Here is a 26392-nt window from a genome sequence, read left to right on the forward strand (position 1 = left end):
GGTGCCCACGCCGGTCGCGCAGGGCTCTCGGGATGCCATCGCCCCGCCGGAGGTGGGGGCGTTCGCCCATGCGCAGATCCCGGGAAGCCGGCTGGTCACACTGAACGCGACCGGGCACTGTCACCGGCTCGCCGCCGAGGAAACGGCCGCGGCGATCGCAGCGTTCGCGGGAGCCGCCGGATGATGTGCGAGACGGACGACGAGGGGGGCCAGGGCCCTCGGGAGAACCCGGTTCCGGCCGATGAGCAGGCACAGTTCTCCGCGTTGCTGGAGGACAGTGCCGAGGATCTGTACGAGCACGCGCCCTGCGGCTATCTGTCCACCCTGCTGGACGGCAGGATCGCCAAGGTCAACACGACGCTGCTGGACTGGCTCGGCTACGAGCGCGGCGACCTGGTGGGACGCAGACACTTCTCCGACCTGCTGACCGTCGGCGGCCGGCTCTACCACGAGACCCACTTCGCCCCGCTCCTGAGAATGCAGGGCGAGATCAGCGGCATCGCCCTGGAATTCACGACCGCCGACGGCTCGCGCCTGCCCGTCCTGGTCACCTCGACGGTGAAGACCGGCCGGGACGGGCAGCCGCTGCTGATCCGGACCACCGTCCTCGACGCCCGCGACCGCCGCGCGTACGAGACAGAACTTCTGCGCGCCCGCAAGGAAGCCGACCTGGAGCGCGACCGCCTCCAGCGGCTGGCCACCACGCTGCAGAAGACGCTGCTGCCCCCGACGCTGGCGAACGTGCCGGGCCTGGACGTCTCCGCCTACTACCACATCGCCTCGGTGGACGAGGTCGGCGGCGACTTCTACGATCTCTTCCCCCTTGCCGCCGGCACCTGGGGGATGTTCCTGGGCGACGTGTGCGGCAAGGGCGCCGCGGCGGCGGCCGTCACCTCGCTGGCCCGCTACACCCTGCGCGCCGCCGCCGTCTACAACCCCGACCCCGCCGCCGTGCTCACCAACCTCAACACGGTCCTGACCCACGAGTACAACGGCACCGACCCCCGCTTCTGCACCGTCATCTTCGGCCTGCTGACCCCGGACCACGACCGGGGCGGCTTCCACGTCACCCTGGCCAGCGGGGGCCACCCTCCCGCTCTGCTGATGCGTGCGGACGGTACCGCCGACTACCTGCCCACTCCCGGCGGACAGCTCATCGGCGTCCTGACCGACGCCCACATCGCCACCAACGCGATCCGATTGGCCCCCGGTGACACCCTGCTGCTGCACACCGACGGGCTGACCGAAGCCCACATCAACGCCACCGTCGGCGGCGAGGAACGCTATGGCGACGATGCCCTCCTCGACTTCGGTCGCGCCCTGGCCCCGACCACCGCATCGGCCACCACCGAGGCGATCCGCGACCTGCTCGACACCTTCGGCACCGGCGTGGACGACGACACCGCCGTCCTGGCCATCCACGTGCCCCGACGCACCAGCGGAGAGCAGCTGTGAACGGAAATCTGATCGTCCAGGTCCGCGCCACCGCCGCGGGGGCGGTCATCGAACTCACCGGGGAACTGGACCACCACACCTCGCCCGAGGTTCGCGCGGCACTGCCCGGCATCGGGCTGCGCCGAGGGCAGCAACTCGTCCTCGACCTCGGAGGCCTCACCTTCTGCGACTCCAGCGGGATCACCGCGCTGCTCGCCGCCCGCAACCACGCCCTGGCAGCCGATGCGGGCATCGCCCTTGCCGCTGTCCCCGGCCGCGTCAGCCGGATCTTCCACATCGTCGGCCTGGCACAGGTCTTCCCCACCCACCCCACCGCCTTGGCGGCCGAGGCCGCTTGGCAGCCCACCGCAAGCTGATCGGCGGGCGTCGACGGGGCCGGCCGAACCGGCGCCGCAGGCGGTGGGGCGCCGCAGGACCTCTCCTCGCGCGTGAGCGTATGGCGTTCAACTCCCCACCATTGCAATGAACAGAACCAAGACCGTTGCATGCTCTTTACGGCTGTTGCAATAAATTCAAGGCACTGAGCTGCACACCTATCAATCAGATGCAACGGGAGTGTTGTCGAGAGACGGCAGCTGGGCGCCCTGCGAGACGTCCTCCACGGTGTCCTCGTCCTCCTCATCGGCATAGGCGTTGGCCTCGGCGTCGGACATCGACCGGGCCGCGAGCGTCCGCCTCACCGCGATCGACGGCGACATCGAGGTCGGCCGGCTGGGCGGCCCCGCGAAGATCAGCACCGCGAGGGGCGACACATCACCATCGCCGAGGCCGTCCACGGCGCGGTCGTGCTCCGCACCCGGTCCGGCGACATCACGGTCACCGCCGCCGCCGGCGTCTCGGCCGCCCTGGACGCCGGCACCGGCCACGGCCGCATCAACAACGCCCTGAAGAACGACGGAGTCGCCGACCTCGACATCCGCGCCACCACCGCCCGCGGCGACATCACCGCCTGCAGCCTCTGAGGAACCGGAACCAGGATCATCCGTCCGGGCCCACCATGATCGGCAGACAGGGCCCGGAGACGTCGTACACGACCGCCCGACAACACCAGGGGGAACCATGGCGCGGAACAGCACCACCTCGACCGACCCGCAGTGGACCGGCATGGTGCCGGTCGACGACACGGCCCTGGCCGTCACCGACACCGGCGGCCCCGGCATCCCGGTGCTGTACCTCAACGGCCAGTTCGCCACCCAGGGGTACTGGCGGCGCGTCATCGCCGAACTCGGCCCGCAGTGGCGGCACATCACCTACGACGAGCGTGCCCGCGGCAAGTCGAAGCGCTCGGCGGACTACTCCTTCGAGGCCGCCGTCCGGGACGTCGACGCCGTCCTCGCGGCCCGGAACGTCGACCGGGCGCTGGTGGTGGGCTGGTCCCACGGGGCGGTCGTCGGCGCGCACTGGGCCGACCGGAATCCGGAGCGTGCCGTGGGCGCGGTCCTGGTCGACGGCGCGTTCCCCCACGACTGACTGGACGAGGCCATGGAACTACGGCTCCGGAAGCTGTTCCGGCGGATGAGCTGGTTCCTTCCGCTGCTGCGTCCGACCGGCCTGGCCCCGCGGATGACCGCAGGACAGCAGGCCGAGAGCAACATCGAACTCGGCAAGCTGTCCCGTGAACGCGAACTGCGCCCCGTGCTCGACGACGTCACCGTCCCCATCCGCTACGTCGTCGCCTCCGGCACGTCCTTCGGCAGCCGCGGCGACGAACAGGAACGCATCCGCGCCGGCCTCGACACCGTAACCGCCCACAACCCGAACATCCGGATCGGCGCCAAGGTCTGCGGCAACCACGGCGCGATCCTCAAGAGGGACTACCCGGCCGTCGCCGAGGCCGTGCGCGTAGTCGCCGCCCGCGACGGCGGGAGTCGCTGAAGACGCCGACGACGGCGTCGAGCGTGCGGCCCGCCCGAACGCATGGAGCAGACGTGGGGCCGCCCTTCCGAAGGGGACGGCCCCACGCCAGGTACTCGCCTGGAAGGGCAGGAGTCAGCCGCGGACGATGTTCTCCGCCTGCGGGCCCTTCTGTCCCTGCGTCACCTCGAAGGTGACCTGCTCACCCTCGACGAGCTCGCGGTAGCCGTTGCCAGAGATGTTCGAGTAGTGGGCGAACACGTCCGGCCCTCCCCCGTCCTGAGCGATGAAGCCGAAGCCCTTCTCCGAGTTGAACCACTTCACGACGCCAGATGCCACTGTGTTCGTCCCTCACATCATGCTGCTGCGACACACCGGAAGGGTGCGTCGGCGGACCCCGTTGCTGGGCCCCCGGGTATCTACTTACCCGATGATCCAGTTCCTCCGCCACCACATACGCCGCGTCGTGCCCCACACTCGCCGCAAAAGCCTCGAACGCCACGGCCCCCAGGGGCAGCGACAGCGCGCCGCCGGATACAGGTGGTGTCGCTCCGATTCCCGGCAAGCCCGGTGAGCGGCTCCGACGTGCTGCCATGATCGCGAGCCATGGGAGATGCGACGACGGTCCGCGCGGTCAACGCGCTGACCGCGGGGTGGGCAGGTCAGGCACTACAACGGGGCCGGGAGACGGTGTTCTCGGCCGCGGGGGTGTGGCCGCTCCTGGCCCTGCTGGCGGCGGGATCGGGCGGGGCCGCGCGGGACGACCTCGAACGGGCCACCGGAATCGGGGCCGGTGAAGCCGCCGAAGCCGCGGGCCGGCTGTTGGCGCGCATGGACAGGTTGCCGGGCGTGGCCGGCGCTGTCGGACTGTGGAGCAAGGCGACCCTGCCGCTGGAGCCCGATTGGGTGGGCATGCTTCCCCCGGCCTCGCACGGCGTGCTCAGCGGAGATGTGGCCGCCGACCGCGCGGCCATGGACGCCTGGGCCGACAAGCGGACAGGTGGTCTGGTCCCCGAGCTGCCGATCCCCTTCGACGACAAGACCGAGCTGGTCCTGGCCGGCGCGCTGACGGTCAGGACGGACTGGCTCGCCCCGTTCACCGAGCACGGCGGAGTCCTGCACCGCACGACCTCGCTGCTGGACCGGGCCGGGGTCGTGCGGGCGCCGTGCGGGCGGGTGACCGTACTGAAGGTGCTGGGCACCGGGGGGATCGACGTGCACCTCCTGCGCGGTGAGGCGGGTGTGGGCGGCGGTGAGGTGCTGGCGGCTGGGATCGGTGCGTTGCGGCATGCGTATCCGGCCGTTCCCGGGGACCTTCTGCCGTACGGCGAGCCGGGCCCGGGGGCCACGGTCTCCCGCGTGCCCAGCTCGGACAGAAAGCCGTACCTGACGGTGACCGCGGTGCCGTTCGAGGTGACCGCACATCACGATCTGCTCGACCACGCCGGACTGTTCGGGCTGGCCTCGGCCACGGACTCCTCCCGTGGGCACTTCCCCGGCATCAGCCGGGCGCCTTTGGCCATCGGCGCCGCGGGCCAGACGGTGACGGCCTCCTTCTCCGCGCTCGGCTACCGCTCCGCCGCCGTGACCGCTCTCAGCGCCATGGCGGGGTCGGGGCGTATCCCGCCCGGGAGAGCGAAGCGCGTATCCGTCGAGTTCGACGGTCCGATCGGCTTCCTCACAGTGCACAGGACCTCGCGGCTGGTCCTGAACGCCGGGTGGGTGTGCACGCCGACCGTCGACGAGGTGTGGTGCGGGCTCGACGAGGACGACCAGGACTGAGACGGGACGCCGGCGCTTCCGCCGCGCGTGGTGCGCAAGGCCCGGCAACGGCCCGCAGGCGCAATGAGCTAGAGCTTGATCGAGTAGCGCCGCACAGCGCCGTGTTCGGTGTCGCCGAGGGCGTCGAAGGTGCCGCCACTGTGCTCGATCGTCCTTGCCGAGGCGATGTTGGCGGCCTCGCAGACCAGCAGCACCTGGTCCAGGCCGAGGGCGCGAGCCTCGTCGAGCATGCGGGTCAGCGCCCAAGTGGCCAGCCCACGCCGGCGGGAGGACGGCCGGATGCCGTAGCCGATGTGGCCGTACTGGAGCACGAAGTCATTGGGGCCGTGCCGGAACGCGATCCCGCCGTGCACCAGGTCGCGCTCGACGATCCACCGGTACGTGCAACCCCGGCCGGTTTCCCGCGCCTCGGGGCCGGACTGGGCGGCGAGCATCGCCACCCAGTCCGCGAATCCGTCCGGCGAGTCGACGTCGTCGGACGGGCCCAGCCCGAAGCCGTCCTCGTGCTGACCGGGACCCCACTCCTCGTGCGCCTCGAGCCACGCCGCGTGCAGACGCGTGGTGGGCGCGATCAGCTCGAACATGGGGCCGACGATACCGTTCCGGACCATCGCCTGGGCCACCGTACCGCCGTGACCCATGTGCCATGGGGCCATGGGAACTGCGCCGGCCGGCTGTCCGTCCTGGAGGTCCTTCTGGACAGGTTGGCCGATAGCATGCCCTGGTCCGGCTTCCGAGTCCGGTGGAGCTGGACGGGGGTGACCGGTGGGGGTTGGTGTGGGGCGTGTTCTGGCGGGCCGCTACGAGTTGCGGGCCCAGTTGGGCCGTGGCGGTATGGGCGAGGTGTGGTCCGCCCATGACCGGGTCATCGGCCGTGAGGTCGCGGTCAAGTTGCTGCAGTCGCATCTGACGGGGGACGACGCGGCGCAGTTGTTCTTCCGTGAGGCGCGGACCGCTGGTGCGCTCAACCATCCCGGTGTGGTCACGGTCTTCGACCTGGGCCAGGACGCCGATGGGACGTTGCTCCTGGTGATGGAGCTCGTCGGGGGTCGCAACCTCGGGCAGGTGCTGAGGGAGACCGGGACTCCCCCGATCGCCGAGGCGGTCGAGTGGACCGCGCAGATCGCCGACGCACTGGCGGCAGCCCATAAGGCCGGAATCGTCCATCGGGACCTGAAACCGGCGAATGTGATGCTCACCGGGTCGGGAGGCGTGAAGGTCCTGGACTTCGGCATCGCCCGCCACATGGACACGGGCACGCTGTCCAACACCCGGATCATGGGCACTCTGGCGTACATGCCGCCCGAGCGGTTCGACAAGGGCCCGCAGGACGCCCGGGGTGACCTGTACGCGCTGGGATGTGTTCTGCACGAGCTGCTCACGGGCAGCAGTCCGTTCGGCGAGCTGTCGACGAGCGCGTTGATGTTCGCCCATGTGCACCGGGAACCGGACGCGCCGAGTGTCCAGCGGCCGGACGTGCCCGAGGTTCTCGATGCGCTGGTCGCGCAGCTGTTGGCGAAGAAGCCGGAGGACAGGCCTGCTTCCGCCGCCGAGGTGCGGGACCGGCTTCGGGCCGTGGCGTCCGCGTCCATGGACGACGCGACGCGGACCACCGGGTCGGTGAAGGCGCTCGCGGATACCGCGCCGCTCACCGAGGTGGATCCGGACGCGGCCCGGGGTGACACGGCCGGCGACGACGAGCCGGACGGCGTGCCGACGGACGAGTCGGGGTCGTCGACTTCCGGCACTGACGAGATGCCGCCCGACGCGGAGCGAACGGCACGGGACCGTTCCCCCTGGCCACCCTCGCGTCGCCTCGTCGCGGCCGGCGTCGCGACGCTCTTGACAGTCGGTGCGGGTGTGGGCGTCGCCGCCTGGGCCATGGGGGGCGATCACCGCGAGAGCGACCGGCCCGGCGCCGTGGACACTGTCAAGAAGCCGCCCGTGAAGAGACTCTGGGCCACCGCCCTTGAGGGCAAGGTGACGGCCAGGCCTGTGGTGACGGGTGGAGTCGTGTACGCCAACAGTGACGACGGCAAGGTGTACGCGCTGGACGCGGCGACCGGTCGGACGAAGTGGTCCTACGACGCACCCAGTTGGCGCGAGGCGTCACCTGCGGTGGACGACGGAACCGTGTACGCCGGCGGCAAGGACGGGGACGTGTACGCCTTGGACGCCGCGACCGGTCGGCTGAAGTGGAAGTTCTACACGGGATTCGGGGTCTACTCGACGCCTGCCGTCGCCGACGGTGTCGTGTATCTCGGCACCGAGGACGGCGTGCTCCACGCGGTGGACGCTGCCACCGGCAAGGAGAAATGGTCCTACCGCACGGCCAAGAAGATCGAGTCCTCGCCCGCAGTGGCGGGTGGCCGGGTCTACATCGCCAGCTTCGACCACCACCTGTATGCGCTGGACGCGGCCACGGGCGAGAAGAAGTGGTCGTACGACACCCGCAGTTATCTCGACGCGACCCCGACCGTCGCGGACGGGACCGTGTACCTCTGGAGCGACTACCGTCACACCTCGTACGCGCTCGATGCCGCCAGCGGGCACCTCAAGTGGACGAACGACGGCGTCAAGGTCCAGGTGGGTACCGGCGGCGCGCTGTTCGGCTGGGCAGCCGGGCCGGCCGACAGCACGGCGGCCGCAGGGAAATTCGGTGCGGTCGACGCCGCCACGGGCACCAAGCGGTGGCTCGCGCGGCTCACGGACGACAACCGCCCGACGGGCCCCGCAGTGGACGCCGGCACGGTCTACGCGGGTGACGTCGAGCTGTACGCGATGAATGCGGCCTCCGGAAAGGTCCGGTGGTCCTACGCGCTCGACGGTGATGTCACCTCGCCCCCCACCGTGGCCGACGGGATCGTCTACGTGGCCGGCGAGGACGGGAAGGTCTACGCCCTGACCGTCGAGGACTGACCCGCAGAGCGCCGGAGCCGGGCCGTGACGAACCCGCCGACGTCGAGCAGGCCCGGCCGGGCGAACGAGGCAGCCGGGGGACACCCCTCAGGCCCGCTCAAAGGTGCCGTGCATCATCTTCCTGGGCAACGGCGTGCCGAAGACGGTGGGCCACGCGGAGCGCGACCTCGTGGTGGTCAACCCCGGTTGGGGTGACATCACGTGCCGCCAGTGCCGCGAGGGCAACGAGCAGTTGTGCAGCGGCATCGCCCGCTGGGTGGGCTCCGGCCCTCCCGGAGGCTTCGCTGAGTACATGGCTGTGGAGTACCACCACGCGATCCCGGTGTCGGAGGAGGCCGCCACCACACCCGGGCTCCTGGCCCCCATGACCGACGCGGGCATGCCCCTGTCGGGCGGGCGGCATCGGCTGGCGGGCGGCGCCGGTCGCCGTGCCGATTACCGTTGCGGCTCCGCCTCAGACAGGATGAGCCCATGAGCGAGATCCAGACCCCCCGCCTGCTCCTGCGCCGCTGGCAGGACGACGACCTGGTCCCCATGGCCGAGATCAACGGCGACCCGCAGGTGATGCGCTGGGTCGGCGACGGCTCCGTGCGCGACCTGGAACACACGGCGGAGGCCATCGAGCGGTGGGAGGAGGAGTGGGACGAGGAGGGCTTCGGCCTCTTCGCCGTCGAATTGCTCGTCTCGGGGGAACTGGCCGGTTTCACCGGTCTGACCCTGCCGGAGTTCCTGCCGGAGGCGATGCCCGACGTGTCCGTCTGCTGGCGGCTGGGCCCGCAGTTCTGGGGACAGGGCTACGCCTCGGAGGCCGCCCAGGCCTCCATGGAGTTCGCGCTCCAGGACCGCGGCCTGGACCGCCTGGTCAGTATTGCCCGCATCGGCGACAACGCCTCGGAGAACGTGCTGCGCAAGCTCGGCATGGCGCCGGAGCGCGACACCACTCACCCCGAGTACGGCTTCCCGCTGCGCATCCACGCCATCGACCTGACGGAGTTCGAGGCCTGAGCCGGCGCCCACCGCGTGGGGCGATGCGGCGTGCGCGGCGCCCCCGGGGGTGCCGCGCACGCCGATGCGATTTCGGCGAGGGTAGGCTGGTTCGCGGAGAGGCCGGGACATCGGGGCTGGATCTCGTCCGACACCCGGGTGATCGGAGGGAACGCGATGGGCGACCAGGAGACTCGCGCGGCGCTGGACCGGCACTGGGCAGCGTCCGCTGCCGGGGATCAGGACGCCGAGCACGAGATCTACCACGAGGACGTGATCACCGACTATCCGCAGTCCGGTGAGCGCATCCACGGCCGCGCCGATCTGCAGGCGCTGCGGTCCCACCATCCGGCGAAGCTCGAGTTCACCCTCCGCAGGATCCTCGGCAGCGGGGACCTCTGGATCACCGAATACGTGATCGACTACGACGGGAAACCCGCCTCCACCGTCAGCATCATGGAATTCCGCGACGGCAAGGTCGTCCACGAGACCCAGTACTTCGCGGACCCGTTCACCCCGCCCGCCTGGCGGGCCCAGTGGGTCGAGTCGATGCCCGGCTTCTGACGCGGTGCCGAATGCCGCCCATCACGCTCTAACGGTGCAGGCGCAGCCGCGATCCGAGGGCCCATCCGGCGCCCAGGCCGAGCAGGGCGCCGGCCGCCGTTCCCCAGACGTGCGATGCCCCGGGAGCGGACGCCGGCGGCGGGTCGGTGGCGAGGGGCGAGGGGCGAGGGGCGAGCGTGACGGAGGTCCGGCGGCGAGCGCGCGCAGGTGTTCCTCGCCCACGATGGCCACGAAGCGACGACCGGCACGGCTGCCCGACGTACGGGCGGTCCACGAGGGTGGGCCCTGCTCCAGTAGTCGCGCCCGGACCGGCCGGTGAACATCCCGGTGAGCATGTCCCGCAGCAGGTTCTCGCCGAGGCTCCCGCCGTGTCGCCCCAGACCGGCCGGAACAGCGCCATGTCGTCGAGCTCCAGACGCACCAGCTCCAGGTAGTAGGTGCGGATGCCCTGGATCTGCTCCGCTCTGGCCTGCCGGTTCCGGACGATCAGTGACGCCGCGACGCCGGCCAGTGCCAGCGCGGAGACGATGGCCGACGTGAAGCCGTAGGCCGCGCCGATCCGGCCCGGCGGACCCCGGGTCGTTGACGAGCTATCAGGTCGACCACCCCCAGGCAGGCCTGCCCTCGTGACTAGTCCGGGCCGGGGCAGCGTACTTGCCACCGCGTCGCCCGGCATCACCGCCCGCTCCGGTGAAGTCGCGGACGTGCCGGGGTTCATGGCGAGGCGGCGCTCTCGCCGATCCCGCCTGGGTGTCAATCTTTCATTGATGTGCCGGGATTTTGCTTTGCTCGCTCAGAACCTTGCGGGGTCCGACGGTGGTCTGTACGTTCGGGGCGCCGGTTCTCCACGTTCCTGAAGGAGCTTCAGATGCGGGCGATCCCCAGACCGTCGCGTGCCCCCCACCACGCCGGGCGCAGGTTGGCGGCGATCGCACTCGCAGCGGTCGCCGCTGTGTGCGTTTCGGCGTTACCGGCGGGCGCCGCACCCCAGCGCGCCCCGGCGCCCGAGACCCCGCGGGCGGGCCATACGGCATCCGCGGCCCGGCAGGCGTCGGACGCCGCCGCCGCGGCCGGCGCGACCACGGCGTTCAGGATCTACGAGGCCGAGGCGGGCACGACGGGTGGTGGCGCCACCGTCACGTCGCTGTCGGCACCGCCCACGACGCAGTACTCCAGCGCCGCCCTCGAAGCATCCGGTCACGCGTACGCGCACCTGACCGGCACCGGCAGCTCCGTGCAGTGGACGAACACCACCGGAGCGCCCATCAGCTTCCTCAACGTCCGTGCGAGCATCCCCGACTCCGCCTCCGGCGGTGGCACGACCGCGACGCTGAACCTCTATGTGAACGGTGTCTTCCGGCAGGCCCTCAACCTCAACTCCAAGCAGACCTGGGTGTACGAGGGCAACAACAACTACAACACCAGCGACAACCAGAACCCGGCCGACGGCAGTCCCCGCGTCTTCTGGGACGAGTCGCACGCCTTCGTCACCGGCGCGCCGATCCCGGCCGGAGCCACCTTCTCGCTCCGCAAGGACGCCGCCAACGGCGCGTCCTTCTACGACGTGGACTCCGTCGACGTGGAGAACCCCCCGGCGCCGCTCCCCCAGCCGGCGAACTCGATCTCGATCACCAGTTGCGGCGCGGTCCCGGACGACAACCCGACCAACGGTGCGGCCGACAGCCAGGCCGTGGACAGCCGGGCCGCGATCCAGAACTGCATCGACCAGGCGCAGTCGCAGGGCAAGATCCTCTGGATCCCGCAGGGCACCTTCTACGTGAAGGGCACCACCGGCCTGACCGCGCGGGGGATCACCGTCGCGGGCGCGGGCATGTGGTACAGCACGGTCTACCGCGACGTACCGGTCCCCAACAGCACACCGCTGGCCGCCCTGTTCGACGTGACCTCCTGCACCGTGCGGAACTTCCACGTCGACGCCAACGCGATCAGCCGCAGCACCATCGGCGGCGACGGCGGCGCCATGGACACCACCGGCACCGACTGGGTGGCCGACGGCATCTGGACCCAGCACACCATGTCCGGCTTCTGGGCCTCGGGCACCGGCGGCACCGTCCGCAACAGCCGGCTGACGGCGATCTGGGCGGACGGCATCAACGTCAACAACGTGTCGCTCGGGGCCGACACCGGCAACAACCTGACCGTCACGAACAACTTCGTCCGCGGCACGGGGGACGACGCCATCGCCATCAACTCCGTGCACTACAACACCAACGGCGACGGCTCCCAGACGCTCTACCAGCCCATGACGAACGTCACCGTCAGCAACAACACCTCGATCGCGCCCTGGGGCGGCAAGGGCATCGGGATCTACGGCGGCAGCGGCCACCACGTGACCGGCAACTACATCAGCGACACTGCCCGCTACATCGGCCTCGGTGCCGGCCGGTTCGGTGTCAACGGCAGTGACCTGCTGTCCGCGACGGTCTCCGACAACACCGTCGTCCGCTCCGGCGGCAACGCCTACAGCCAGGGGCAGCCGGCCCTGCACATCGGCAATGGCGGCGACGGGCAGAACTCCGGCGTCGTCGACCACGTCACCGCCACCGGCAACACGGTGACGGACTCGCTCTACGACGGGATCGGCTTCTCCACGTCGACGAACACCCTGCTGCAGGGCAACACCGTCACCGCCCCCGGCCGCAACGGCATCGCGATCTCGCCGCCGTTCTACCCCGCGCCGGCCGGCTCCGCCGCTGTCACCGGCAACACCGTCACGGGCCTGCACACCGGTGCCACGGCCTTCGTCAACAACTCCGCCGGCTTCTCCGCCACCCTGAGCGGCAACAACTGGGAGCCCTCCGCACCCCAGGGCCCCTACGGCGGCACCCCCGCGGCGATCCCCGGCACCGTGCAGGCGGAGAACTACGACACCGGCGGCCAGGGCACGGCCTACAACGTCACCAGTGTCAACGGCAATGCCAACGGCTACCGCGCCGACGGCGTCGACCTCGAGGCCACCTCGGACACCGGCGGCGGTTACAACCTGGGCTGGACCGGCAGCGGGCAGTGGTTCCGCTACACCGTCGACGTCGCCACGGCGGGTACGTACACGGTGGGCCTGCGGCTGGCGGCCCCCTCGGCGGTGGCCGGTGCGCTGCACCTGTCCAATGCCTCCGGTGCCGACCTCAGCGGTGCCGTCGACGTGCCGGCCACCGGCGACTGGCAGATCTGGGCCACCGTCAACGCCCGGGTCACGCTGCCCGCGGGCCGCCAGGTCCTGACGCTCAACCAGGACAACGGGGGCTGGAATGCCAACTCCCTCATCTTCACGGCGGCAGGAGGCCCCCCGCCGGCCGGTCTGTCGGCGTCCCCCGCGTCGCTCACCTTCGGCGGCCAGGCGCTGAACACCACCAGCGCCGCGCAGTCGGTCACCGTCACCAACTCCGGCGGCGCCGCGGCGTCGATCGCCTCGATCACCGCCGGCGGTGACTTCGCACAGACCAACACCTGCGGCTCGTCCCTCGCCGCCGGAGCCTCCTGCACCATCAGCGTCACCTTCGCCCCGACGGCCACCGGCACCCGCACGGGTACGGTCACCGTCACCAGCAGTGCCACCAACAGCCCGACCACCATCGCCCTGTCGGGCACCGGAACCGGCGGTACGGGCGGCAACCTGGCCGCGGGACGGCCGACGAGCGAGTCGAGCCACACCGACGTCTATCCCTCGTCGAACGTGACCGACGGCTCCCGGTCGACCTACTGGGAGAGCGCCAACAACGTGTTCCCGCAGTGGGTCCAGGTCGACCTGGGGTCGGCGCGCAGCGCCTCCCGGATCGTGCTGCAACTGCCCGCCGGTTGGGGCGCACGGACCCAGACGCTGTCCGTCCAGGCCGGCACCGACGGCTCGAACCTCAGCACCGTCAAGTCCTCGGCGGCCTACACCTTCGACCCGGCGGCGGACAACACCGTCACGATCACCTTCCCCGCCACCACCCAGCGCTACTTCCGCCTGACCATCGGCGCCAACACCGGCTGGCCGGCCGGTCAGCTCTCGGAGTTCCAGATCTGGGCCACCTGACCGGCAGCGGAACCCACCAACGGGCCCCTGTCCCCGGACGCCCCCGTGCGTCCGGGGACAGGGGCGCCCGCCGGCCCGGGCCGGCCCGCCTCAGACGGTCTGGCCGACCGGTCCGGTCGAGAAGGACTCCCAGCGTTCGAGTTCGGCGAGGCGGGAGCGCAGCGACTCCCGGATCCGCTCGACGGCGTCCGCGCCGACGGCCAGGCGCAGGGGCGGCTCCTCCATCGTCGCGACCGTCATGATCGCGTCCACCACCTTCTCGGCGTTGCCGTACGCCGACGGGGGCAGCGCGGAGAAGTCGGCGAGGAACTTGCCGACGGTCGGGGTGTAGGTGTCGTCGGGGAGGACGACCTGGAGGCTGGTGGCGAACTCGGTGGCGAAGATGCCGGGTTCGACGATGCTCACCTGCACGCCCGTGGGGGCGAGTTCGTGGGCGAGTGCTTCGCCGGCGAGTTCCACGGCGGCCTTGGAGGCCGAGTACAGGCCCGATGAGGCCCATGCGCACTGGCCGTTGACCGAGGAGATCTGCACGATCCGGCCGCGGGACGCGCGCAGCGCCGGCAGGGTGGCGCGCAGGACGGCGAGATTCGCCAGAACGTTGGTGTCGAAGATCGCGCGGGCCTGGTCGGCATCGATCTGCTCGACGGAGCCGAACAGCCCGTAGCCGGCGTTGTTCACCAGGACGTCCAGCCCGCCCGCCGTCCGCGCGGCGTCGGCGATCACCTGCTCGGCTCGGGGCTCGGTGATGTCCAGCGGGATCGTGGTGACCCGCCCTCGCGGGGCGTGGTCCGCCAGTTCCGCGAGTCGGTCGCCGCGGCGGCCGATGGCGATGACGTGGGCGTCGCCCGAGAGCGCACGCTCGGCGACCATCCGGCCGAAGCCCGAGGTCGCGCCGGTGATGAGCCAGGTCGAAGTCATGGGGAACTCCCTGTGGAGGGCCGTGCGCTGCGCACGGCGGCGTGGAATGCGGGACCGCGAGCCGGCGTCCGCGCACTCCAGCAAAACGCCGGCGCACGCCCATGAGGGACGCCGAACCGGCCCGCCGCTTCCTGGGATCCGGAGGACCACCTTCGCCGGGACACGCCGCCCCGGCCCGAGGGACCATGGGGGTATGGAGCGGAACGAAGGGCTCAGCGAGTTCCTGCGCGCACGGCGCGCGGCGATGGATCCGGAGCGACTCGGTCTCGACATGGCGCCACGACGGGTCCCCGGGCTGCGCCGGGAGGAGCTCGCGGCGCTGGCCGGTGTGAGCGTCGACTACTACACGCGCCTGGAGCAGGGCCGGCCGATCACTCCCTCGGACTCCGTCCTCGACGCCCTGGCGAACGCCCTCCGGCTCGACCCGGCGGAACGCACCTACCTCGACGCGGTGGCACGCCCCGTGGCCGGCGGACGCCGCCGGGCCTCGCGTACCGTGCAGAAGGTACGCCCGGGGATCCACGCTCTCCTCGCCCGGCTGGAGAACACCCCTGCCCTGGTGCTGGGGCGCCGCACCGACATCCTGGTGGTCAACCGGATGGGGCGTGCGCTGCTCGCCGACTTCGACGCGATGCCCGCCCGGGAGCGCAACGCCGCGCGCTGGATGGTGCTCGACGAGACGGCGCGATCGCTGTTCGGCGAGCGCTGGGAGAAGGTCGCCTCCGAGTTCGTGGGCACGCTGCGCATGGATGCCGCCCGCTACCCCGACGACCCCCGTACCGCCGAGTTGGTGGGCGAGCTGTCGATGAAGAGCGACCGCTTCCGCCGGTGGTGGGCCGCGCAGAAGGTGGTGCAGTTCAGCCACCACACCAAGCACTTGCACCACCCGGTCGTCGGCCACCTCGTCCTGCGGACCGAGGCACTGTCCTTCCCCGGCGACGCGGACCAGACCCTGCTGGCGTTCCTCGCCGACCCCGGCTCACCGTCGGACGAGGCCCTGACGGTGCTGTCCGCATGGGCCGCCGACCACGGTCGCACGGGGGACGGGAAGGCGCCCACCGTTTCGGGTGTCGCCCCCCGTCCCCGCCGCTGAACCGCAACCGGCGCGGTGCTCCTCAGCTCCGGCCCGGCCGTTACCAGTCGATGGCGACCGGCATGAACGGCTCGTTCTCGGGCGCCTCCTTGCGGGCCTTCAGGGCTCGTTCGGCGGGAGCGCCGGCGGGCACACGCAGGGCGGGCTCGGGCTCCTCGATCGTGCCGGCCACGACCGCGGCGACCTCCTTGGAGGTGATGACCTCGCCGCGCAGAGAGGCGAGCTGCCGGTACAGCGGCGCGTACGGGCTGTCCTCCGCGATGAACGACTGGGCCTGCTGGGCACCGTTCGTGGACACCGCGCCCGGCTGCACGATGCTCACCTTGATGCCGAAGTGGCCCGTCTCAATGGCCAGTGTCTCCGCCATCGCCTCCAGCGCCCATTTGCTCGCGCCGTAGGGGCCGATGATCGGCAGCACCAGTCGTCCCTGGATGCTGGAGACGAAGACGAGGCGGCCGGATCCTCGTTCCCGCATCGCGGGCAGCACTCCTTGGACGACGCGCAGCGCGCCCAAGGTGTTGAGCTGGTAGAGCCGTTCGACCTCCGCGAGCGGGACGCTCTCCAGCGGCGCGCGGACCGTCGATCCGGCGTTGCTGACCAGCACGTCGACCTCGCCGGCGGCCTCGAGGGCCTGGTCGACGCTGTCCTGATCGGTGACATCGAGGCGCAGGCGCTGGTCCACGGGGAGGTCGGCCAGCGTTTCCGGCCGGCGAGCGGTGGCGATCACCCGATGGCCACGACGGGCCAGTTCGACGGCGATGGCCCGGCCGATTCCCTGGGAAGCGCCGGTGATGAGCACGGAAGACATGGTTTTCTCCTCATGGACACGTTCGTAGTTCCCGCGACGGGGGTGACGCGGGTGACGTCGTCCCGCCCCGGTCAGGAGGCCGGGACGTAGTAGGGCCCGCTGACCTCGAAGTCGTGCTGGTGCGCGACGGTGAACTGCTCGACGGACAGCGGCACACGATGACCGATCCGTTCGACGTTGTCGTTCGTGCCGGCGAAGACACCGTTCCGGTAGTCGACGGCGACGTTGCTCAGGTGCTGAACGGTGTGCGGGTGCATCCCGCGTTCGGTCATGGCCGAGGCGAACTCCTCGACGCTGATCGGCTCGTAGCGCACCGGGATGCCGAGCGTCCGGGACATGGTCCGGGCGATGTCGTGGTGGTCGAGTTCGATCGGGCCGTGCAAGGTGTGGACGGCGCGGTCGTGCGGCTCGGGGTCGAGCAGCAGAGCGGCGATCACATAGGACTGGTCCACCGCGGCGATCGGGGCGTGACGCCCGTCGCCGAACGGGAGACGAAGGTGGCCCTCGCCGTCCCGCCGCTCCCACCACAACGAAAGCCACTCGGCGAAGAAGGTCGGCCGGATGTGCGCGGTGAGCAGGCCGGTCCGGTCCAGCAGGCGCTCGCCCTGCCAGTGCTCCCGAGCGGCGTCGCTGCCCGCATCGGGGCGGGCGGAGATCTGCGACATGTTGACCACGGACCGGACACCCGCCCCCGTCGCCGCCCGGGCGAAGCAGGCGGTCGCCTCGATCAGGCCCGGGAGGATCGGGTGGCAGAGGTAGGCGCCGGTGACGCCCCGCACAGCCGCGGTCACGGCGTCGAGGTCGTGCAGGTCCGCCACGGCGATCTCGGCGCCGGCGTCCGCCAGCGCGCGGGAACGCCCGTCCTCGCGGTGCACCAGGGCGCGGACGCCGTGTCCGCGCTCGAGCAGCAGGTTGACCGTCCCGACGCCGGTCCTGCCGGTCGCGCCGGTGATCAGGAACAGCCTGTCGTCGTTGGTCATCAGAACACCTTTCCGGCTGCCGGCCGAATGCTTCGGTGCCCGCAGCCCCTGGCCTGGTTCTGAGGGGAGAGGGACATTGGCAGTTCAGTCACTGAACTTCCTTACCGTAACCCCAGACAGTTCAGTGAGTGAACCATGGGGCGGTAAAGTGGGTGCATGACCCTTCCCAGCACCTACCCGGATTCCAATTGCTCGCTGGCCCGAGCGCTGGAGGTCATCGGCGAGCGGTGGACCCTCCTCATCGTCCGCGACGCCTTCTACGGGGTGAGCCGGTTCGGCGACCTGGCCACGCAGCTGGGGATCCCCCGCGCCGTCCTGACCAACCGGCTCAAGCTCCTCGTCCGGGAGGGCGTACTCACCCGGGACGACGACGGAGCGGGAAGCGTCGAGTACCGGCTGGCCGACAAGGGCATCGCCCTGTGGCCGATCGTGCGCGCGATGATGGCCTGGGGCGACGCCTACTACTCCCCCGCCGGAGCCAAACGCGCCCTGCGCCACGACGTGGACGGAGGCCCGCTCGACCACGAGGGTCGCTGCCAGGTGTGCGGCTCCGTCGCGCCGGTCCCGGAGATCCGGATGGAACCCGGCCCCGGCTTCGACGCGGCGGCGGACTCGGCGCCCGATCCCGTGTCCGCCCGGCTCAACCTTCCGCGGCGACTCCTCGAACCACTCGCACCGGCTCGTACGCGCCAGACGGGCGAACCCGGCGAACCCCACGGCACCCGTGACACCCGCGCCGCTCAGTAGCCGGGGCCTGCCGGCCCTGGTCCGTCGGCGGCCCCGTCCAGCAGCTGGAGGTGTTCGGGCGCCAGGGTGATCAGTGCAGCGGCCGCCGAGTCCCGCACGGTCTCCGGCCGGGTGGCGCCGGAGACGGCGACCAGGGACGGGGACCGGGCGAGGAGCCAGGCCAGGGCGATGCGCGCCGTGGTGGCGCCGTACTGTGCAGCCACGCCCTCCAGCGCCCGGGTGAGACGGGGCCCGGCGGTGCTCATGCCCCGCAGTGGGGAGTAGGCGAGGAAGGCGATGCCGCTTCGCCGGCAGAACGCGAGGACCTCGTCGTCACCGGGGTCGAAGAGCGACCAGGGATTCTGCACGGTGGCGATGTCCGCCTCGCCCCGGGCCAGGGTGAGTTGCCCCAGGTCCACGTTGGACAGGCCGATCAGGCCGATCTTCCCCTGCTGTCGCAGTTCCGCCAGTGCGCCGACGCTGTCGGTGATCGGAACCTGCGGGTCGGGCCAGTGAAGGTGGTACAGGTCGATCCGTTCGACCTCCAGGGCGCGGAGGCTGCCCTCGCAGTGGCGATGGAGCGTCTCGGCCCGGCCGTCCACGGGGAAGGTGTCCCCGCTGCGGTAGTGGCCGCCCTTGGTGGAGACCAGCGGGCGGTCGCCCGCGGGGACGCCGCGCAGCGAGCGGGCGACGAGGCGTTCGTTGTGGTGGTCCTCGGTCGCCGTGGTGTAGGCGTGGGCGGTGTCGAGGAGCCCGATGCCCGAGTCGAGGGCCGCCGTGATGGTGTGGGCCGCTCTGTCGGGATCATGAGCCCGGTCGAAGGACAGCGCCGCGAGGCCGAGGCCCACGGGGTGGACCCCGGTCGCGCCGATGCGGCGCGGCGGCGTCGGGTTCACGCCGTCCTCTCCGGCTCGCCGTGACCGGTCGGCTCGGCGGTACCCGCTCCGCGCGCGGTGCGGGCCTTCTTGCGGGGGGCGGCGGAGCGGGGTGGTCGAGCGCGCATGTGGTCGCGGACCCGGCCCATGATGTCGTGCAGATGACGCAGGTCGTCCGGGCCGAGCGGGGCGAAGAACATCTGCTGGGCGACCGCGATATGGCCGGGCAGGACATCGGCGAGACGGGCGCGGCCGGCATCGGTGATCGTGACGAGGGTGGCGCGTTCGTCGTCGGGGCTGGGCGCGCGGGTGATCAGACCGGCCTTCTCCAGCAGGGCCGCCTGGTAGGTGAGCCCGCTGCGGCTGTAGACGACACCGTCGGCGAGCTCGGTCATCGTGAGGCTGCCCTCGGCGTCGGACAGCCGGGCCAGCAGCTGGAACTGCACATAGCTGAGGTCGCCTTCGGCGCGGAGCTGCTGGTCGATGGCGTGTTGCAGCATGCTGACCGCCTCGGTGAGCGCGAAGTAGGCCGCCAGCTGCTCCGGCTGGGGCGCGTCGTCTCGATGATCGGCCACCTTGCCCACCCTATGTGCCGCCGGGACGCGAGACACAGGTCACACGACCGTCCGGAATCAATTCGAATTCGAAGCAGGTTGAGGAGGGTGTACTTCGAACTCGAAGCAAAGAGAGAAGGGGAGACCATGAAGGCAGTGCGATTCCATCAGTACGGCGGCAGCGACGTGTTGGTGCAGGAGGATGTCCCGGTCCCGGTCCCCGGTGCCGGACAGGTGCTGGTGAAGGTGGCCGCGACATCGTTCAACCCGGCCGACGCCATGCTGCGGACCGGCTACATGCGCGAGATGTTCCCGCTCGACCTGCCGCATGTGCCGGGGATGGACATGGCCGGTCGGGTGGCCCGGGTCGGCGAGGGCGTGACGGGCTGGGCGGAGGGTGACGCGGTGGCGGCGTTCCTGCCGCTGACCGGTGCCGGCGCGTCCGCGGAGTACGTACTCGCACCCACCGAGGTGCTGGCCGCCGTCCCCGAGGGGGTCGACCTGGTCCAAGCGGCGGCGCTGCCCGCGCCCGGACTGACCGCCTGGCAGGCGTTGTTCGAGCACGGCCGCCTGCGGGCCGGCCGGCGGGTCCTGATCAATGGGGCAGGCGGCGCGGTCGGCGGATACGCGGTACAGCTCGCGCACCGGGCGGGCGCGAACGTCACCGCCACGGCGAGCCCGCGCAGCGCCGACCGGGTCCGCGGCTTCGGCGCCGACCAGATCATCGACTACACCGCGACGCCCGTCATCAAGGCCGCGGACGGCGGCTTCGACCTGGTCTTCAACCTGGCGCCGACCACGCCGGAGGAGACCGCCGCGCTCGCCGAGCTGACCGCCGACGGCGGAGTCTTCGTCAGCGCCACCACCCCGCCGCCCGCCGAACCCGGACGCGGCGTGGAGACGGTCCGCATGGCCACCCGCAGCGACGCCGCCCAGCTCGCCGAGCTGCTGGGCCGCGTCCGGTCCGGCGACCTGCGGATCGACGTCGCCGCCCGTAGGCCCCTGGCGGAGCTGGCCTCCGTCCACGCCCAGGCCGATCAGGGCACCCTGCCCGGCAAGACCCTCATCGTCATCTGACCCCGCGCCGGCCGGTGCCCGCTCGCACAGCGGTGCGGGCGCCGGCATCCCCGCGAGAGGGAAGTACACCTCACGGCGACGCAATGGCCCCCTTCTCATAACGGACCCGCCGCACGGAATCCAGCCACACGTGCCTAAGCTGCGCCGGCCAGCTCATTCCGCTCGACCGCACAGTCGCCACACGCTAGGAAACCGGTGTCCCACCGCAAGCACGTCCACGTCATCGGAACGCTCCTCTGCGCCGCCGCCCTGGCCGCCTGCAGCAGCTCCACGTCCCCGACCTCCGCGGGCGCGCCGGCCCCGGCTCCGCGCACCACCGGTTCCTCGGCTGCCGCCGCGTCCCCCGGCGTCTCCCCCAGCGTTGCCCCCGGACCCGGCATGCACTTCCTGGCGAAGGACACACTGGCCGCGGCCCTGCTGCCCGTCTCGGACCTGCCCGCCGGCTGGGCCGCAGGCAAGAGCGGCGAGTCGCTCACCGGCAGGAGCTTCTGCGACTACAAGCAGCCCCACGCGCCGCAGGTCGAGGCATCCGGCACCTTCCGGACGGGCACCGGGCACGACGCGTCGATCGCGGCCGTCGGCCTGCGGCAGTACGCCACCCCGAGCGACGCCGAGGAGGTCCTCGACGCGATGGAGCAGGCTCTGCAGACCTGCCGCAAGGAGACGTACAAGGGCTCCGTCCGCACGTACTCGCCCGTGCACGTCGACAAGCTCGGCGACCGTTCGCTGGGCGTGCGCATCGAGGGCGGCGGGTCGACCGTCCTCCAGCAGTTCACCCTCGACGGGCCCACGCTCGTCAACGCCGGCACCGACGTCACGGCGGACGCCGACGCGCACACCGCCGCGCTCCTTCTCCGCAAGCAGGTCGGCCGCTACGAGGCCGCGGCCGCCCGCTGACCACGCGGGACACCTCGGGCGCCGCGCGGCAGACCGACTGCCGGTGATTCGCCGTGCTCGAACGCGCGGAGCGTCCCGGCCTCGTGCAGGGGTGAGCCCGCGGCGTCAGCACGCAGACGGGCCTGCGGCGGCTCGCCCCGGCGCCCCCGAAAACCAGGTGCGTCCGGCTCCGCCCACCACCTACCGTTCCGGGCATGCGCGTCGTTTTCACCAAGGGACCGGGCACGAGCTACGACATCGCGGTGCATCGCGAGACCGGACCCGAGCTCGCCCCCCGCAACGGACCCGGCGGGCACCGGTATCTGCCGCACGACCTGGTGCACTTCCTGGTCGAGACGGAAGCGGGCATCGGGCTCGGGGTCTACGGGCGGCTGGCCGCCGGTGACAACGGCATGTTCTGGCCCGCCGATCCCGCGGAGCGCGCCAAGGCCGCACGGCGCCGCAAGTCGAATCCGGTGAAACCGTCCCCCCGGGCCCAGGCGGACATGGCCCGCTCCGAGCAACTGGCGGCCATCGCCCTGCCGGTGTGGGAAGTCCGGCAAGGCCACGCGCGGGAGCTGCCCGCGTACGTGCCGGCAGGCGAGGTCCCGGCAGAGGTCGAGCGGATCGTGTCCCGGTTCGACGAGTACGCGGACCGCTGGCACGCGCTGCCGGTCGGGGGTTCGCTGATCCTGACATGGTGAGGACTGCCCGCCGCCTCCCCTCGGGCGCCTCCCTCCCCGCCCCGAGCGGCGCGTACGCTCGACGGACGGCGGTCGGCGATCAGGAGGTGGGCGGTGCGGCGGATGTATCTGCTGTGGACGGTTGCGGCGGCCGGATTCGCCGTGGACCAGATCACGAAGGCGATCGCCGCGGTTGTCGTGGAGGGCCATGAACCCACGCACACCCTGGGCGGTGCGCTGACCTTCACCGCGTTCCGGAACCCAGGAGCGGCCGGCTCCTTCGCACCCCGGGCGACCCTGGTGTTCACGCTCCTGGCGATCGTCGTGCTCGTCCTCATCGCCCGGGTCGCCCCCTCCGTCCGGTCCACCGGCTGGGCCGCCGGTCTCGGGCTGATCTTCGCGGGCGCCGGCGGGAACCTCGCCGACCGGGTGTTCCGCACCCCCGGATTCGGTCGTGGCGCCGTGCTGGACTTCATCCAGCTCGGTGATTCAGGGATCTTCAACCTGGCCGACCAGTGCGTGACCGCCGGCGCGGTGATCGTGCTCATTCAGACGTTCCGCGGCATCCCGCTGCGCACCGTCGTGACGAGCCCTCCCGGCAGCCGTCCACTGGAGCAGTGAGCCCGCGGCGCACCCCGTCACCCCGGGCTTCCGCCGTCCCTGCCGTCAGCTGTCCAGCCCCTCCAGGGTCGCGCGCACCAGGGGCAACACTTCCTCCAGGTCCGCCGCCGCGAGCTCGTCGAGCGTCCCCGTGCCGCGCGCCAGCAGCACCCCGATGAAGGCGGCCACCGCGACCTCGGCCCGCAGTTGAGGCCGGTCCAGTCCGCTCGCCGCGAACCGCTCGCGCAACGGGTCGACCAGGCGCACGTAGAGCTGGGCGCGGGCGGCGTCCTGTACGACCGGGTCGCCCTCGGCCCGTACGGTCGACCGGAAGACCGGGCCCGCGCCGCGCCGGTCCGCACGTTCCAGGAGTGCGCGGAGCCGTTCGGGTCCGAGCAGGTCCGGCGGGGTGGCGTCGCCCAGCTCTGTGCGCAGTACTGCGGTGTACAGGCCGCTCTTGTTGTTGAAGTACCGGGCGATCAGCGCCGGGTCGACACCGGCGCGCTCCCCGATGTCGCGGATGGTGGTCCGGTCGAAGCCGCGCTCGCTGAAGAGCTCGCCCGCCGCCTGGAGCAGCAGTTCGCGGCTGCGCGCGGAGTCCCGCCTGCGGGACGGTGTGCCGTCGGTCATCGCACCGCCTTCTGCCGGGCCGCGTCCTCACCCTCGGTACGGGGCGCGGGGGCCGGCCCCGGTACCGTGGCCGCGACCGCACCGCGCCGGTGCCGCGGGGGCAGGACGGCGGTCACCAGGATCATGGCCACCCACACCCCGCAGGCCAGCAGCGCGGCCGTCCGGTAGCCGTCGCCCGTGGGCAGCACGCTCCCGGCGACGGTGTGGGCCTGCAGGACGGTGGCGCTCAGCACGCTTCCGGTGGAGTAGCCGACGTAGCGCAGCACCTGGTTGAAGCTCATCGCGCTGCCCGTCTCGTGCGCGGGCACCGAACCCACGATCATTCCGGGCATCACGGCGAACATCCAGCCGATCCCGAATCCGGCTACCGCCATGATGGCGAACAGCTCCCAGAGCTGTCCGCGGACGAGGGCGAACGCCAGCACGGCGGCCAGCGAGACCACGCACCCGAGCGGCAGCACGAGAGCGGTGCCGGCGCGCCTGATCAGCAGCGGCACCATCCGGCCGGCGGCCATGCTGGCGAGGGAGAACGGCAGGAGCACCAGCCCGGTGACGGCCACGGAGGCCCCGAATCCGTAGCCGGCCTCGCGCGGCGTCTGCACGAACCGGGTGACCAGGGAGAGCAGCAGGTACATCCCGAGGCCGGCCACCAGCGCGGTCACATTGGCGGTCAGCACCGTGCGGTCCCTGGTCAGGCGGAGATCGACCAGCGGCTGCGCGGTCCGCAGCTCGTGCACGACCCACACCGCGAGCAGCAGCACGCAGACGCCGACCAGGACGAGCAGCCGCGCCGAGTTCCAGCCCCAGAGCTCGGCCTCGCTCAAAGCGAGCAGCAGCCCGGCGAGTCCGGCGCCGAGCAGCGCCGCGCCGGCCACGTCCATCCGCGGTGCGGCGCGGCGCGGGGACGGCGGCAGGACCACGACGGCGGCCACCAGCGCGGCGACGCTCACCGCCGCCCCGAACCAGAAGCCGGCGTACAGACCGAAGGACTGCGCGATCAAGCCGGTGAGCGGGTAGCCCAGGCCGACGCCCGCCACCGTGGTGATCGACAGCAGCGCCACCGCGGGCCGCGACCGCTCCGGCGGCAGGGCGTCCCGGGCGGTGGCGATGGCCAGCGGGGTGAGGCACAGCCCGAGTCCCTGCAGCGCGCGCCCGGTCACCAGGAAGCCGAAGCCCAGCGGCAGCGCCGCCAGAACACACCCGGCCAGCACCGCGACCAGGGCGCCGAGGATCACCGGTCGCCGGCACGGCCCGTCGCCCAGCCGGCCCATCACCGGCGTGACCACCGCGCCGACGAGCAGCGTGACGGTCAGCGACCACTGGGCGTCGTTGAGGGAGACATGCTCCTCGGCGGCGATGGTCGGCACCAGCGGGGCGCCGAGGCTGCTCACCACGGCGACCAGCATGCCGAGCGAGACCAGCACGGGAACCAGTGCCCGCTGCCGCCCGGACCGCGGCTCCGTTGTTGCGGGATTGCCCACGACTCTCCTCGATGTCATCAGTCGACGTCATCAACTGAAGTCATCGCATGATGACATTTATTCCCGGCGCCCTCAAAACCCTGAACCCCGCCCCTGCGCACCGCCTTCAGCAGCCACTCGATCACTGTCCGGCCCCTCGGAAAAATCGGGTGCCGGGCCGACCGGCCGCTGGAACACTGACCGCCGTGACCAGGCCCGAAGTCTCCGAAGTCGACCACCTGCGCGAGATCGAGCGGCTTGCCTGTGCCGTCAGGGACGCCGCGTCGAGCGAGGGCCTGCTCTCGTACTCGTCCGAGGAAGGAAACGCCACCGCCTTGCAGCGGGCGGTCAACGCACTGGCCCGCGGGCTGCGCCACTACCACTTCCCAGGCGATGGCTGCCTCGACGAGGAGCCGGACCGGCCGCTGCTGAAGCTCGCGGGTGTCGTACTGCTTCGGCCGGAGGTCATGCCATCAGGGATGGGGGAAAGCTATGAGGAGGCATGCACCCGGCTCGGCGTCGAAGCGAGGCCGGAGGGCTGGGCTCTGTGGAACACCTGGGGTGACGACGATCGGCTGAAGGTGACGATGGTCGTCTCCGCGGTCGACACCACCGAGGGCCTGCTCGCGAACTGGTCACGCGGAAAGGCCCTGTATCCGGTGGTGCCGTTGCCGTCCCAAGTGGCGCTGATCCATGACGGCTGGGCCCGTCACATGGTCTTCTCGCCTTTCGGCGTGCGGAAACTGGGGCTGGGCGGACAGGGCTGACGCAGGAGGGCGGAGCGACGCTACGGCGAGTCGGACCTGATCGGCCCCGCACCGGCCGGAGCATTGGGCGATCACGGACGACGAACAAGTGCTAGCGTCCCGCGCATGCCTGAACTGATCGCCCCCACACGCCGGTTGCAGTCCTCATGGCTGGCGGCGCGTGACGAGTGGCCCGGTGTCCACCAGGACGGGTCGGGACTGCGCCTCGCGCCCGATGGCGACCTCGGCAGCCCCGAGGTCTTCTCGGAGTGGGTCGCGCGCCTGCGGAAGCAGTCGGACACGTCCGTTCCCGTGGGAGAGGAGCGCGTCCACGCCACGCATTGGTGGATCGTCGAGGACGACAGCTATCGGGGGGCCGTCGATCTGCGGCACTACCTGAACGCCTTTCTGCTCGACGTCGGCGGGCACATCGGCTACAGCATCCGGCCCTCCGCCCGGCGACGCGGACTGGCGACGTGGGCCCTCGGGGCGGTTCTCCCGGAGGCCCGTGCGCTCGGCCTGGACCGGGTCCTCGTCACCTGCGACGACGACAACATCGGGTCGGCGCGCAGCATCGAGCACAACGGTGGCGTCCTGGAGGACGTCCGCCCCACCAGCGGGGGCCTCAAGCGGCGGTACTGGATCACCCTGTAGGCCCGGCCGGCTCCGGCATGGCCAGGACCCCCGTCGCTTCCCAGCGGCGGGGGTCCTGGAGGCTACGGCACGGAAGGGCCCAGCCGGTGTGCCTGCCGTTCCCGAGCCTCTCCTG

The 26392-nt window shown here is 71.5% G+C and carries 28 protein-coding genes and 2 pseudogenes; 20 read left to right on the forward strand and 10 right to left on the reverse strand.

Annotated elements, in window-relative coordinates:
• Position 1: 1 nt before the first annotated feature.
• From ACFYXS_RS32015 to ACFYXS_RS32040, 6 genes and pseudogenes are all read left to right on the forward strand, one after another.
• Positions 2-184: pseudogene (locus ACFYXS_RS32015) on the forward strand (alpha/beta fold hydrolase); the annotation flags it as partial.
• Positions 184-1455: a PP2C family protein-serine/threonine phosphatase gene (locus ACFYXS_RS32020; RefSeq protein ID WP_389254759.1), complete on the forward strand. Its 1272-nt coding sequence runs from the start codon at positions 184-186 to the stop codon at positions 1453-1455. The pseudogene ACFYXS_RS32015 and the gene ACFYXS_RS32020, both read left to right, overlap by 1 nt.
• Complete coding sequence (locus ACFYXS_RS32025; RefSeq protein WP_389254512.1) at positions 1452-1811, forward strand: STAS domain-containing protein; 360 nt, start codon at positions 1452-1454, stop codon at positions 1809-1811. The genes ACFYXS_RS32020 and ACFYXS_RS32025 overlap by 4 nt, the downstream gene beginning before the upstream one ends.
• A gap of 295 nt (positions 1812-2106) precedes the next feature.
• Positions 2107-2417 (forward strand): annotated as a pseudogene (locus ACFYXS_RS32030) (DUF4097 family beta strand repeat-containing protein); the annotation flags it as partial.
• A gap of 97 nt (positions 2418-2514) precedes the next feature.
• The gene (locus tag ACFYXS_RS32035; protein WP_389254514.1) at positions 2515-2925 is read left to right on the forward strand and encodes an alpha/beta fold hydrolase; all 411 of its coding nucleotides are present in this window, start codon (positions 2515-2517) and stop codon (positions 2923-2925) included.
• 12 nt (positions 2926-2937) lie between these two features.
• Positions 2938-3330, forward strand: a complete 393-nt coding sequence (locus tag ACFYXS_RS32040; protein ID WP_389254516.1) for a hypothetical protein — start codon at positions 2938-2940, stop codon at positions 3328-3330.
• 114 nt (positions 3331-3444) lie between these two features.
• On the opposite strand, the gene ACFYXS_RS32045 is transcribed toward ACFYXS_RS32040, so the two are convergent.
• Positions 3445-3648, reverse strand: a complete 204-nt coding sequence (locus tag ACFYXS_RS32045; protein ID WP_389254478.1) for a cold-shock protein — start codon at positions 3646-3648, stop codon at positions 3445-3447.
• 267 nt (positions 3649-3915) lie between these two features.
• Here ACFYXS_RS32045 and ACFYXS_RS32050 point away from each other — a divergent pair, with 267 nt between their 5' ends.
• Positions 3916-5091 (forward strand): serpin family protein, encoded by a 1176-nt coding sequence (locus tag ACFYXS_RS32050; protein ID WP_389254518.1) that lies wholly within the window; start codon positions 3916-3918, stop codon positions 5089-5091.
• A gap of 68 nt (positions 5092-5159) precedes the next feature.
• Here ACFYXS_RS32050 and ACFYXS_RS32055 read toward each other — a convergent pair whose 3' ends face one another.
• Positions 5160-5675: a GNAT family N-acetyltransferase gene (locus tag ACFYXS_RS32055; protein ID WP_389254520.1), complete on the reverse strand. Its 516-nt coding sequence runs from the start codon at positions 5673-5675 to the stop codon at positions 5160-5162.
• 193 nt (positions 5676-5868) lie between these two features.
• On the opposite strand from ACFYXS_RS32055, the gene ACFYXS_RS32060 reads away from it, so the two are divergent.
• From ACFYXS_RS32060 to ACFYXS_RS32075, 4 genes are all read left to right on the forward strand, one after another.
• Entirely contained in the window at positions 5869-8010 is a 2142-nt protein-coding gene (locus tag ACFYXS_RS32060) for a PQQ-binding-like beta-propeller repeat protein (protein WP_389254522.1), read from the forward strand.
• Positions 8011-8113: 103 nt separating this feature from the next.
• Positions 8114-8485 carry an alcohol dehydrogenase catalytic domain-containing protein gene (locus tag ACFYXS_RS32065; RefSeq protein WP_389254524.1) on the forward strand — a complete coding sequence of 124 codons (372 nt, stop codon included), beginning with the start codon at positions 8114-8116 and terminating at the stop codon, positions 8483-8485.
• Positions 8482-9015 carry a GNAT family N-acetyltransferase gene (locus ACFYXS_RS32070; protein WP_389254526.1) on the forward strand — a complete coding sequence of 178 codons (534 nt, stop codon included), beginning with the start codon at positions 8482-8484 and terminating at the stop codon, positions 9013-9015. Before ACFYXS_RS32065 ends, ACFYXS_RS32070 begins: the two co-directional genes overlap by 4 nt.
• A 156-nt stretch (positions 9016-9171) precedes the next feature.
• Positions 9172-9558 (forward strand): nuclear transport factor 2 family protein, encoded by a 387-nt coding sequence (locus tag ACFYXS_RS32075; protein WP_389254528.1) that lies wholly within the window; start codon positions 9172-9174, stop codon positions 9556-9558.
• Between the two features lie 28 nt (positions 9559-9586).
• Here the strand turns inward: ACFYXS_RS32075 and ACFYXS_RS32080 are convergent, their stop codons facing one another.
• On the reverse strand, positions 9587-10276 hold the full coding sequence (locus ACFYXS_RS32080; protein ID WP_389254530.1) for a DUF6082 family protein: 690 nt from the start codon (positions 10274-10276) through the stop codon (positions 9587-9589).
• Positions 10277-10510: 234 nt separating this feature from the next.
• Here ACFYXS_RS32080 and ACFYXS_RS32085 point away from each other — a divergent pair, with 234 nt between their 5' ends.
• Positions 10511-13597 carry a discoidin domain-containing protein gene (locus tag ACFYXS_RS32085; protein WP_389254532.1) on the forward strand — a complete coding sequence of 1029 codons (3087 nt, stop codon included), beginning with the start codon at positions 10511-10513 and terminating at the stop codon, positions 13595-13597.
• A gap of 90 nt (positions 13598-13687) precedes the next feature.
• Here the strand turns inward: ACFYXS_RS32085 and ACFYXS_RS32090 are convergent, their stop codons facing one another.
• A complete protein-coding gene (locus tag ACFYXS_RS32090) occupies positions 13688-14515 on the reverse strand; it encodes an SDR family oxidoreductase (RefSeq protein WP_389254534.1) in 828 nt (275 codons plus the stop codon).
• 193 nt (positions 14516-14708) lie between these two features.
• Here ACFYXS_RS32090 and ACFYXS_RS32095 point away from each other — a divergent pair, with 193 nt between their 5' ends.
• Positions 14709-15608 (forward strand): helix-turn-helix domain-containing protein, encoded by a 900-nt coding sequence (locus tag ACFYXS_RS32095; protein ID WP_389254536.1) that lies wholly within the window; start codon positions 14709-14711, stop codon positions 15606-15608.
• Positions 15609-15648: 40 nt separating this feature from the next.
• Here the strand turns inward: ACFYXS_RS32095 and ACFYXS_RS32100 are convergent, their stop codons facing one another.
• Positions 15649-16416, reverse strand: coding sequence for an SDR family oxidoreductase (locus tag ACFYXS_RS32100; protein WP_389254538.1), 768 nt, complete (start codon positions 16414-16416; stop codon positions 15649-15651).
• A gap of 71 nt (positions 16417-16487) precedes the next feature.
• A complete protein-coding gene (locus ACFYXS_RS32105) occupies positions 16488-17396 on the reverse strand; it encodes an NmrA family NAD(P)-binding protein (RefSeq protein WP_389254541.1) in 909 nt (302 codons plus the stop codon).
• Positions 17397-17552: 156 nt separating this feature from the next.
• On the opposite strand from ACFYXS_RS32105, the gene ACFYXS_RS32110 reads away from it, so the two are divergent.
• The gene (locus tag ACFYXS_RS32110) at positions 17553-18143 is read left to right on the forward strand and encodes a winged helix-turn-helix transcriptional regulator (RefSeq protein WP_389254543.1); all 591 of its coding nucleotides are present in this window, start codon (positions 17553-17555) and stop codon (positions 18141-18143) included.
• Here ACFYXS_RS32110 and ACFYXS_RS32115 read toward each other — a convergent pair.
• The gene (locus ACFYXS_RS32115) at positions 18137-19018 is read right to left on the reverse strand and encodes an aldo/keto reductase (RefSeq protein WP_389254545.1); all 882 of its coding nucleotides are present in this window, start codon (positions 19016-19018) and stop codon (positions 18137-18139) included. The two genes, ACFYXS_RS32110 and ACFYXS_RS32115, sit on opposite strands and share 7 nt — an antisense overlap.
• Complete coding sequence (locus tag ACFYXS_RS32120; RefSeq protein ID WP_389254547.1) at positions 19015-19572, reverse strand: MarR family winged helix-turn-helix transcriptional regulator; 558 nt, start codon at positions 19570-19572, stop codon at positions 19015-19017. The genes ACFYXS_RS32115 and ACFYXS_RS32120 overlap by 4 nt, the downstream gene beginning before the upstream one ends.
• Positions 19573-19698: 126 nt before the next feature.
• On the opposite strand from ACFYXS_RS32120, the gene ACFYXS_RS32125 reads away from it, so the two are divergent.
• From ACFYXS_RS32125 to ACFYXS_RS32140, 4 genes are all read left to right on the forward strand, one after another.
• The gene (locus ACFYXS_RS32125) at positions 19699-20628 is read left to right on the forward strand and encodes an NADP-dependent oxidoreductase (RefSeq protein WP_389254549.1); all 930 of its coding nucleotides are present in this window, start codon (positions 19699-19701) and stop codon (positions 20626-20628) included.
• A gap of 195 nt (positions 20629-20823) precedes the next feature.
• A complete protein-coding gene (locus tag ACFYXS_RS32130) occupies positions 20824-21525 on the forward strand; it encodes a hypothetical protein (RefSeq protein ID WP_389254551.1) in 702 nt (233 codons plus the stop codon).
• 194 nt (positions 21526-21719) lie between these two features.
• The gene (locus ACFYXS_RS32135; RefSeq protein ID WP_389254553.1) at positions 21720-22208 is read left to right on the forward strand and encodes a hypothetical protein; all 489 of its coding nucleotides are present in this window, start codon (positions 21720-21722) and stop codon (positions 22206-22208) included.
• 102 nt (positions 22209-22310) lie between these two features.
• Entirely contained in the window at positions 22311-22808 is a 498-nt protein-coding gene (locus ACFYXS_RS32140) for a signal peptidase II (protein ID WP_389254762.1), read from the forward strand.
• A gap of 45 nt (positions 22809-22853) precedes the next feature.
• On the opposite strand, the gene ACFYXS_RS32145 is transcribed toward ACFYXS_RS32140, so the two are convergent.
• Both ACFYXS_RS32145 and ACFYXS_RS32150 read right to left on the reverse strand, forming a co-directional pair.
• Entirely contained in the window at positions 22854-23417 is a 564-nt protein-coding gene (locus tag ACFYXS_RS32145; RefSeq protein ID WP_389254555.1) for a TetR family transcriptional regulator, read from the reverse strand.
• Positions 23414-24916, reverse strand: coding sequence for an MFS transporter (locus tag ACFYXS_RS32150; RefSeq protein WP_389254557.1), 1503 nt, complete (start codon positions 24914-24916; stop codon positions 23414-23416). The genes ACFYXS_RS32145 and ACFYXS_RS32150 overlap by 4 nt, the downstream gene beginning before the upstream one ends.
• A 167-nt stretch (positions 24917-25083) precedes the next feature.
• On the opposite strand from ACFYXS_RS32150, the gene ACFYXS_RS32155 reads away from it, so the two are divergent.
• Positions 25084-25644, forward strand: coding sequence for a hypothetical protein (locus ACFYXS_RS32155; protein ID WP_389254559.1), 561 nt, complete (start codon positions 25084-25086; stop codon positions 25642-25644).
• 105 nt (positions 25645-25749) lie between these two features.
• The gene (locus ACFYXS_RS32160) at positions 25750-26277 is read left to right on the forward strand and encodes a GNAT family N-acetyltransferase (protein WP_389254561.1); all 528 of its coding nucleotides are present in this window, start codon (positions 25750-25752) and stop codon (positions 26275-26277) included.
• The last annotated feature ends 115 nt before the right edge of the window (positions 26278-26392 follow it).

It is taken from the genome of Streptomyces sp. NPDC002574 (genome assembly GCF_042889545.1).
Lineage (GTDB): Bacteria > Actinomycetota > Actinomycetes > Streptomycetales > Streptomycetaceae > Actinacidiphila.

What these genes read in the sequence shown, in the direction of transcription:
- ACFYXS_RS32150 (WP_389254557.1), bottom strand. Translation starts at nt 24,916, where the DNA reads ATGACATCGAGGAGAGTCGTGGGCAATCCCGCAACAACGGAGCCGCGG.
- ACFYXS_RS32055 (WP_389254520.1), bottom strand. Translation starts at nt 5,675, where the DNA reads ATGTTCGAGCTGATCGCGCCCACCACGCGTCTGCACGCGGCGTGGCTC.
- ACFYXS_RS32100 (WP_389254538.1), bottom strand. Translation starts at nt 16,416, where the DNA reads ATGTCTTCCGTGCTCATCACCGGCGCTTCCCAGGGAATCGGCCGGGCC.
- ACFYXS_RS32075 (WP_389254528.1), top strand. Translation starts at nt 9,172, where the DNA reads ATGGGCGACCAGGAGACTCGCGCGGCGCTGGACCGGCACTGGGCAGCG.
- ACFYXS_RS32080 (WP_389254530.1), bottom strand. Translation starts at nt 10,276, where the DNA reads ATGAACCCCGGCACGTCCGCGACTTCACCGGAGCGGGCGGTGATGCCG.
- ACFYXS_RS32040 (WP_389254516.1), top strand. Translation starts at nt 2,938, where the DNA reads ATGGAACTACGGCTCCGGAAGCTGTTCCGGCGGATGAGCTGGTTCCTT.
- ACFYXS_RS32135 (WP_389254553.1), top strand. Translation starts at nt 21,720, where the DNA reads ATGCGCGTCGTTTTCACCAAGGGACCGGGCACGAGCTACGACATCGCG.
- ACFYXS_RS32095 (WP_389254536.1), top strand. Translation starts at nt 14,709, where the DNA reads ATGGAGCGGAACGAAGGGCTCAGCGAGTTCCTGCGCGCACGGCGCGCG.
- ACFYXS_RS32105 (WP_389254541.1), bottom strand. Translation starts at nt 17,396, where the DNA reads ATGACCAACGACGACAGGCTGTTCCTGATCACCGGCGCGACCGGCAGG.
- ACFYXS_RS32050 (WP_389254518.1), top strand. Translation starts at nt 3,916, where the DNA reads ATGGGAGATGCGACGACGGTCCGCGCGGTCAACGCGCTGACCGCGGGG.
- ACFYXS_RS32160 (WP_389254561.1), top strand. Translation starts at nt 25,750, where the DNA reads ATGCCTGAACTGATCGCCCCCACACGCCGGTTGCAGTCCTCATGGCTG.
- ACFYXS_RS32140 (WP_389254762.1), top strand. Translation starts at nt 22,311, where the DNA reads ATGTATCTGCTGTGGACGGTTGCGGCGGCCGGATTCGCCGTGGACCAG.
- ACFYXS_RS32145 (WP_389254555.1), bottom strand. Translation starts at nt 23,417, where the DNA reads ATGACCGACGGCACACCGTCCCGCAGGCGGGACTCCGCGCGCAGCCGC.
- ACFYXS_RS32125 (WP_389254549.1), top strand. Translation starts at nt 19,699, where the DNA reads ATGAAGGCAGTGCGATTCCATCAGTACGGCGGCAGCGACGTGTTGGTG.
- ACFYXS_RS32020 (WP_389254759.1), top strand. Translation starts at nt 184, where the DNA reads ATGTGCGAGACGGACGACGAGGGGGGCCAGGGCCCTCGGGAGAACCCG.
- ACFYXS_RS32110 (WP_389254543.1), top strand. Translation starts at nt 17,553, where the DNA reads ATGACCCTTCCCAGCACCTACCCGGATTCCAATTGCTCGCTGGCCCGA.
- ACFYXS_RS32035 (WP_389254514.1), top strand. Translation starts at nt 2,515, where the DNA reads ATGGCGCGGAACAGCACCACCTCGACCGACCCGCAGTGGACCGGCATG.
- ACFYXS_RS32070 (WP_389254526.1), top strand. Translation starts at nt 8,482, where the DNA reads ATGAGCGAGATCCAGACCCCCCGCCTGCTCCTGCGCCGCTGGCAGGAC.
- ACFYXS_RS32090 (WP_389254534.1), bottom strand. Translation starts at nt 14,515, where the DNA reads ATGACTTCGACCTGGCTCATCACCGGCGCGACCTCGGGCTTCGGCCGG.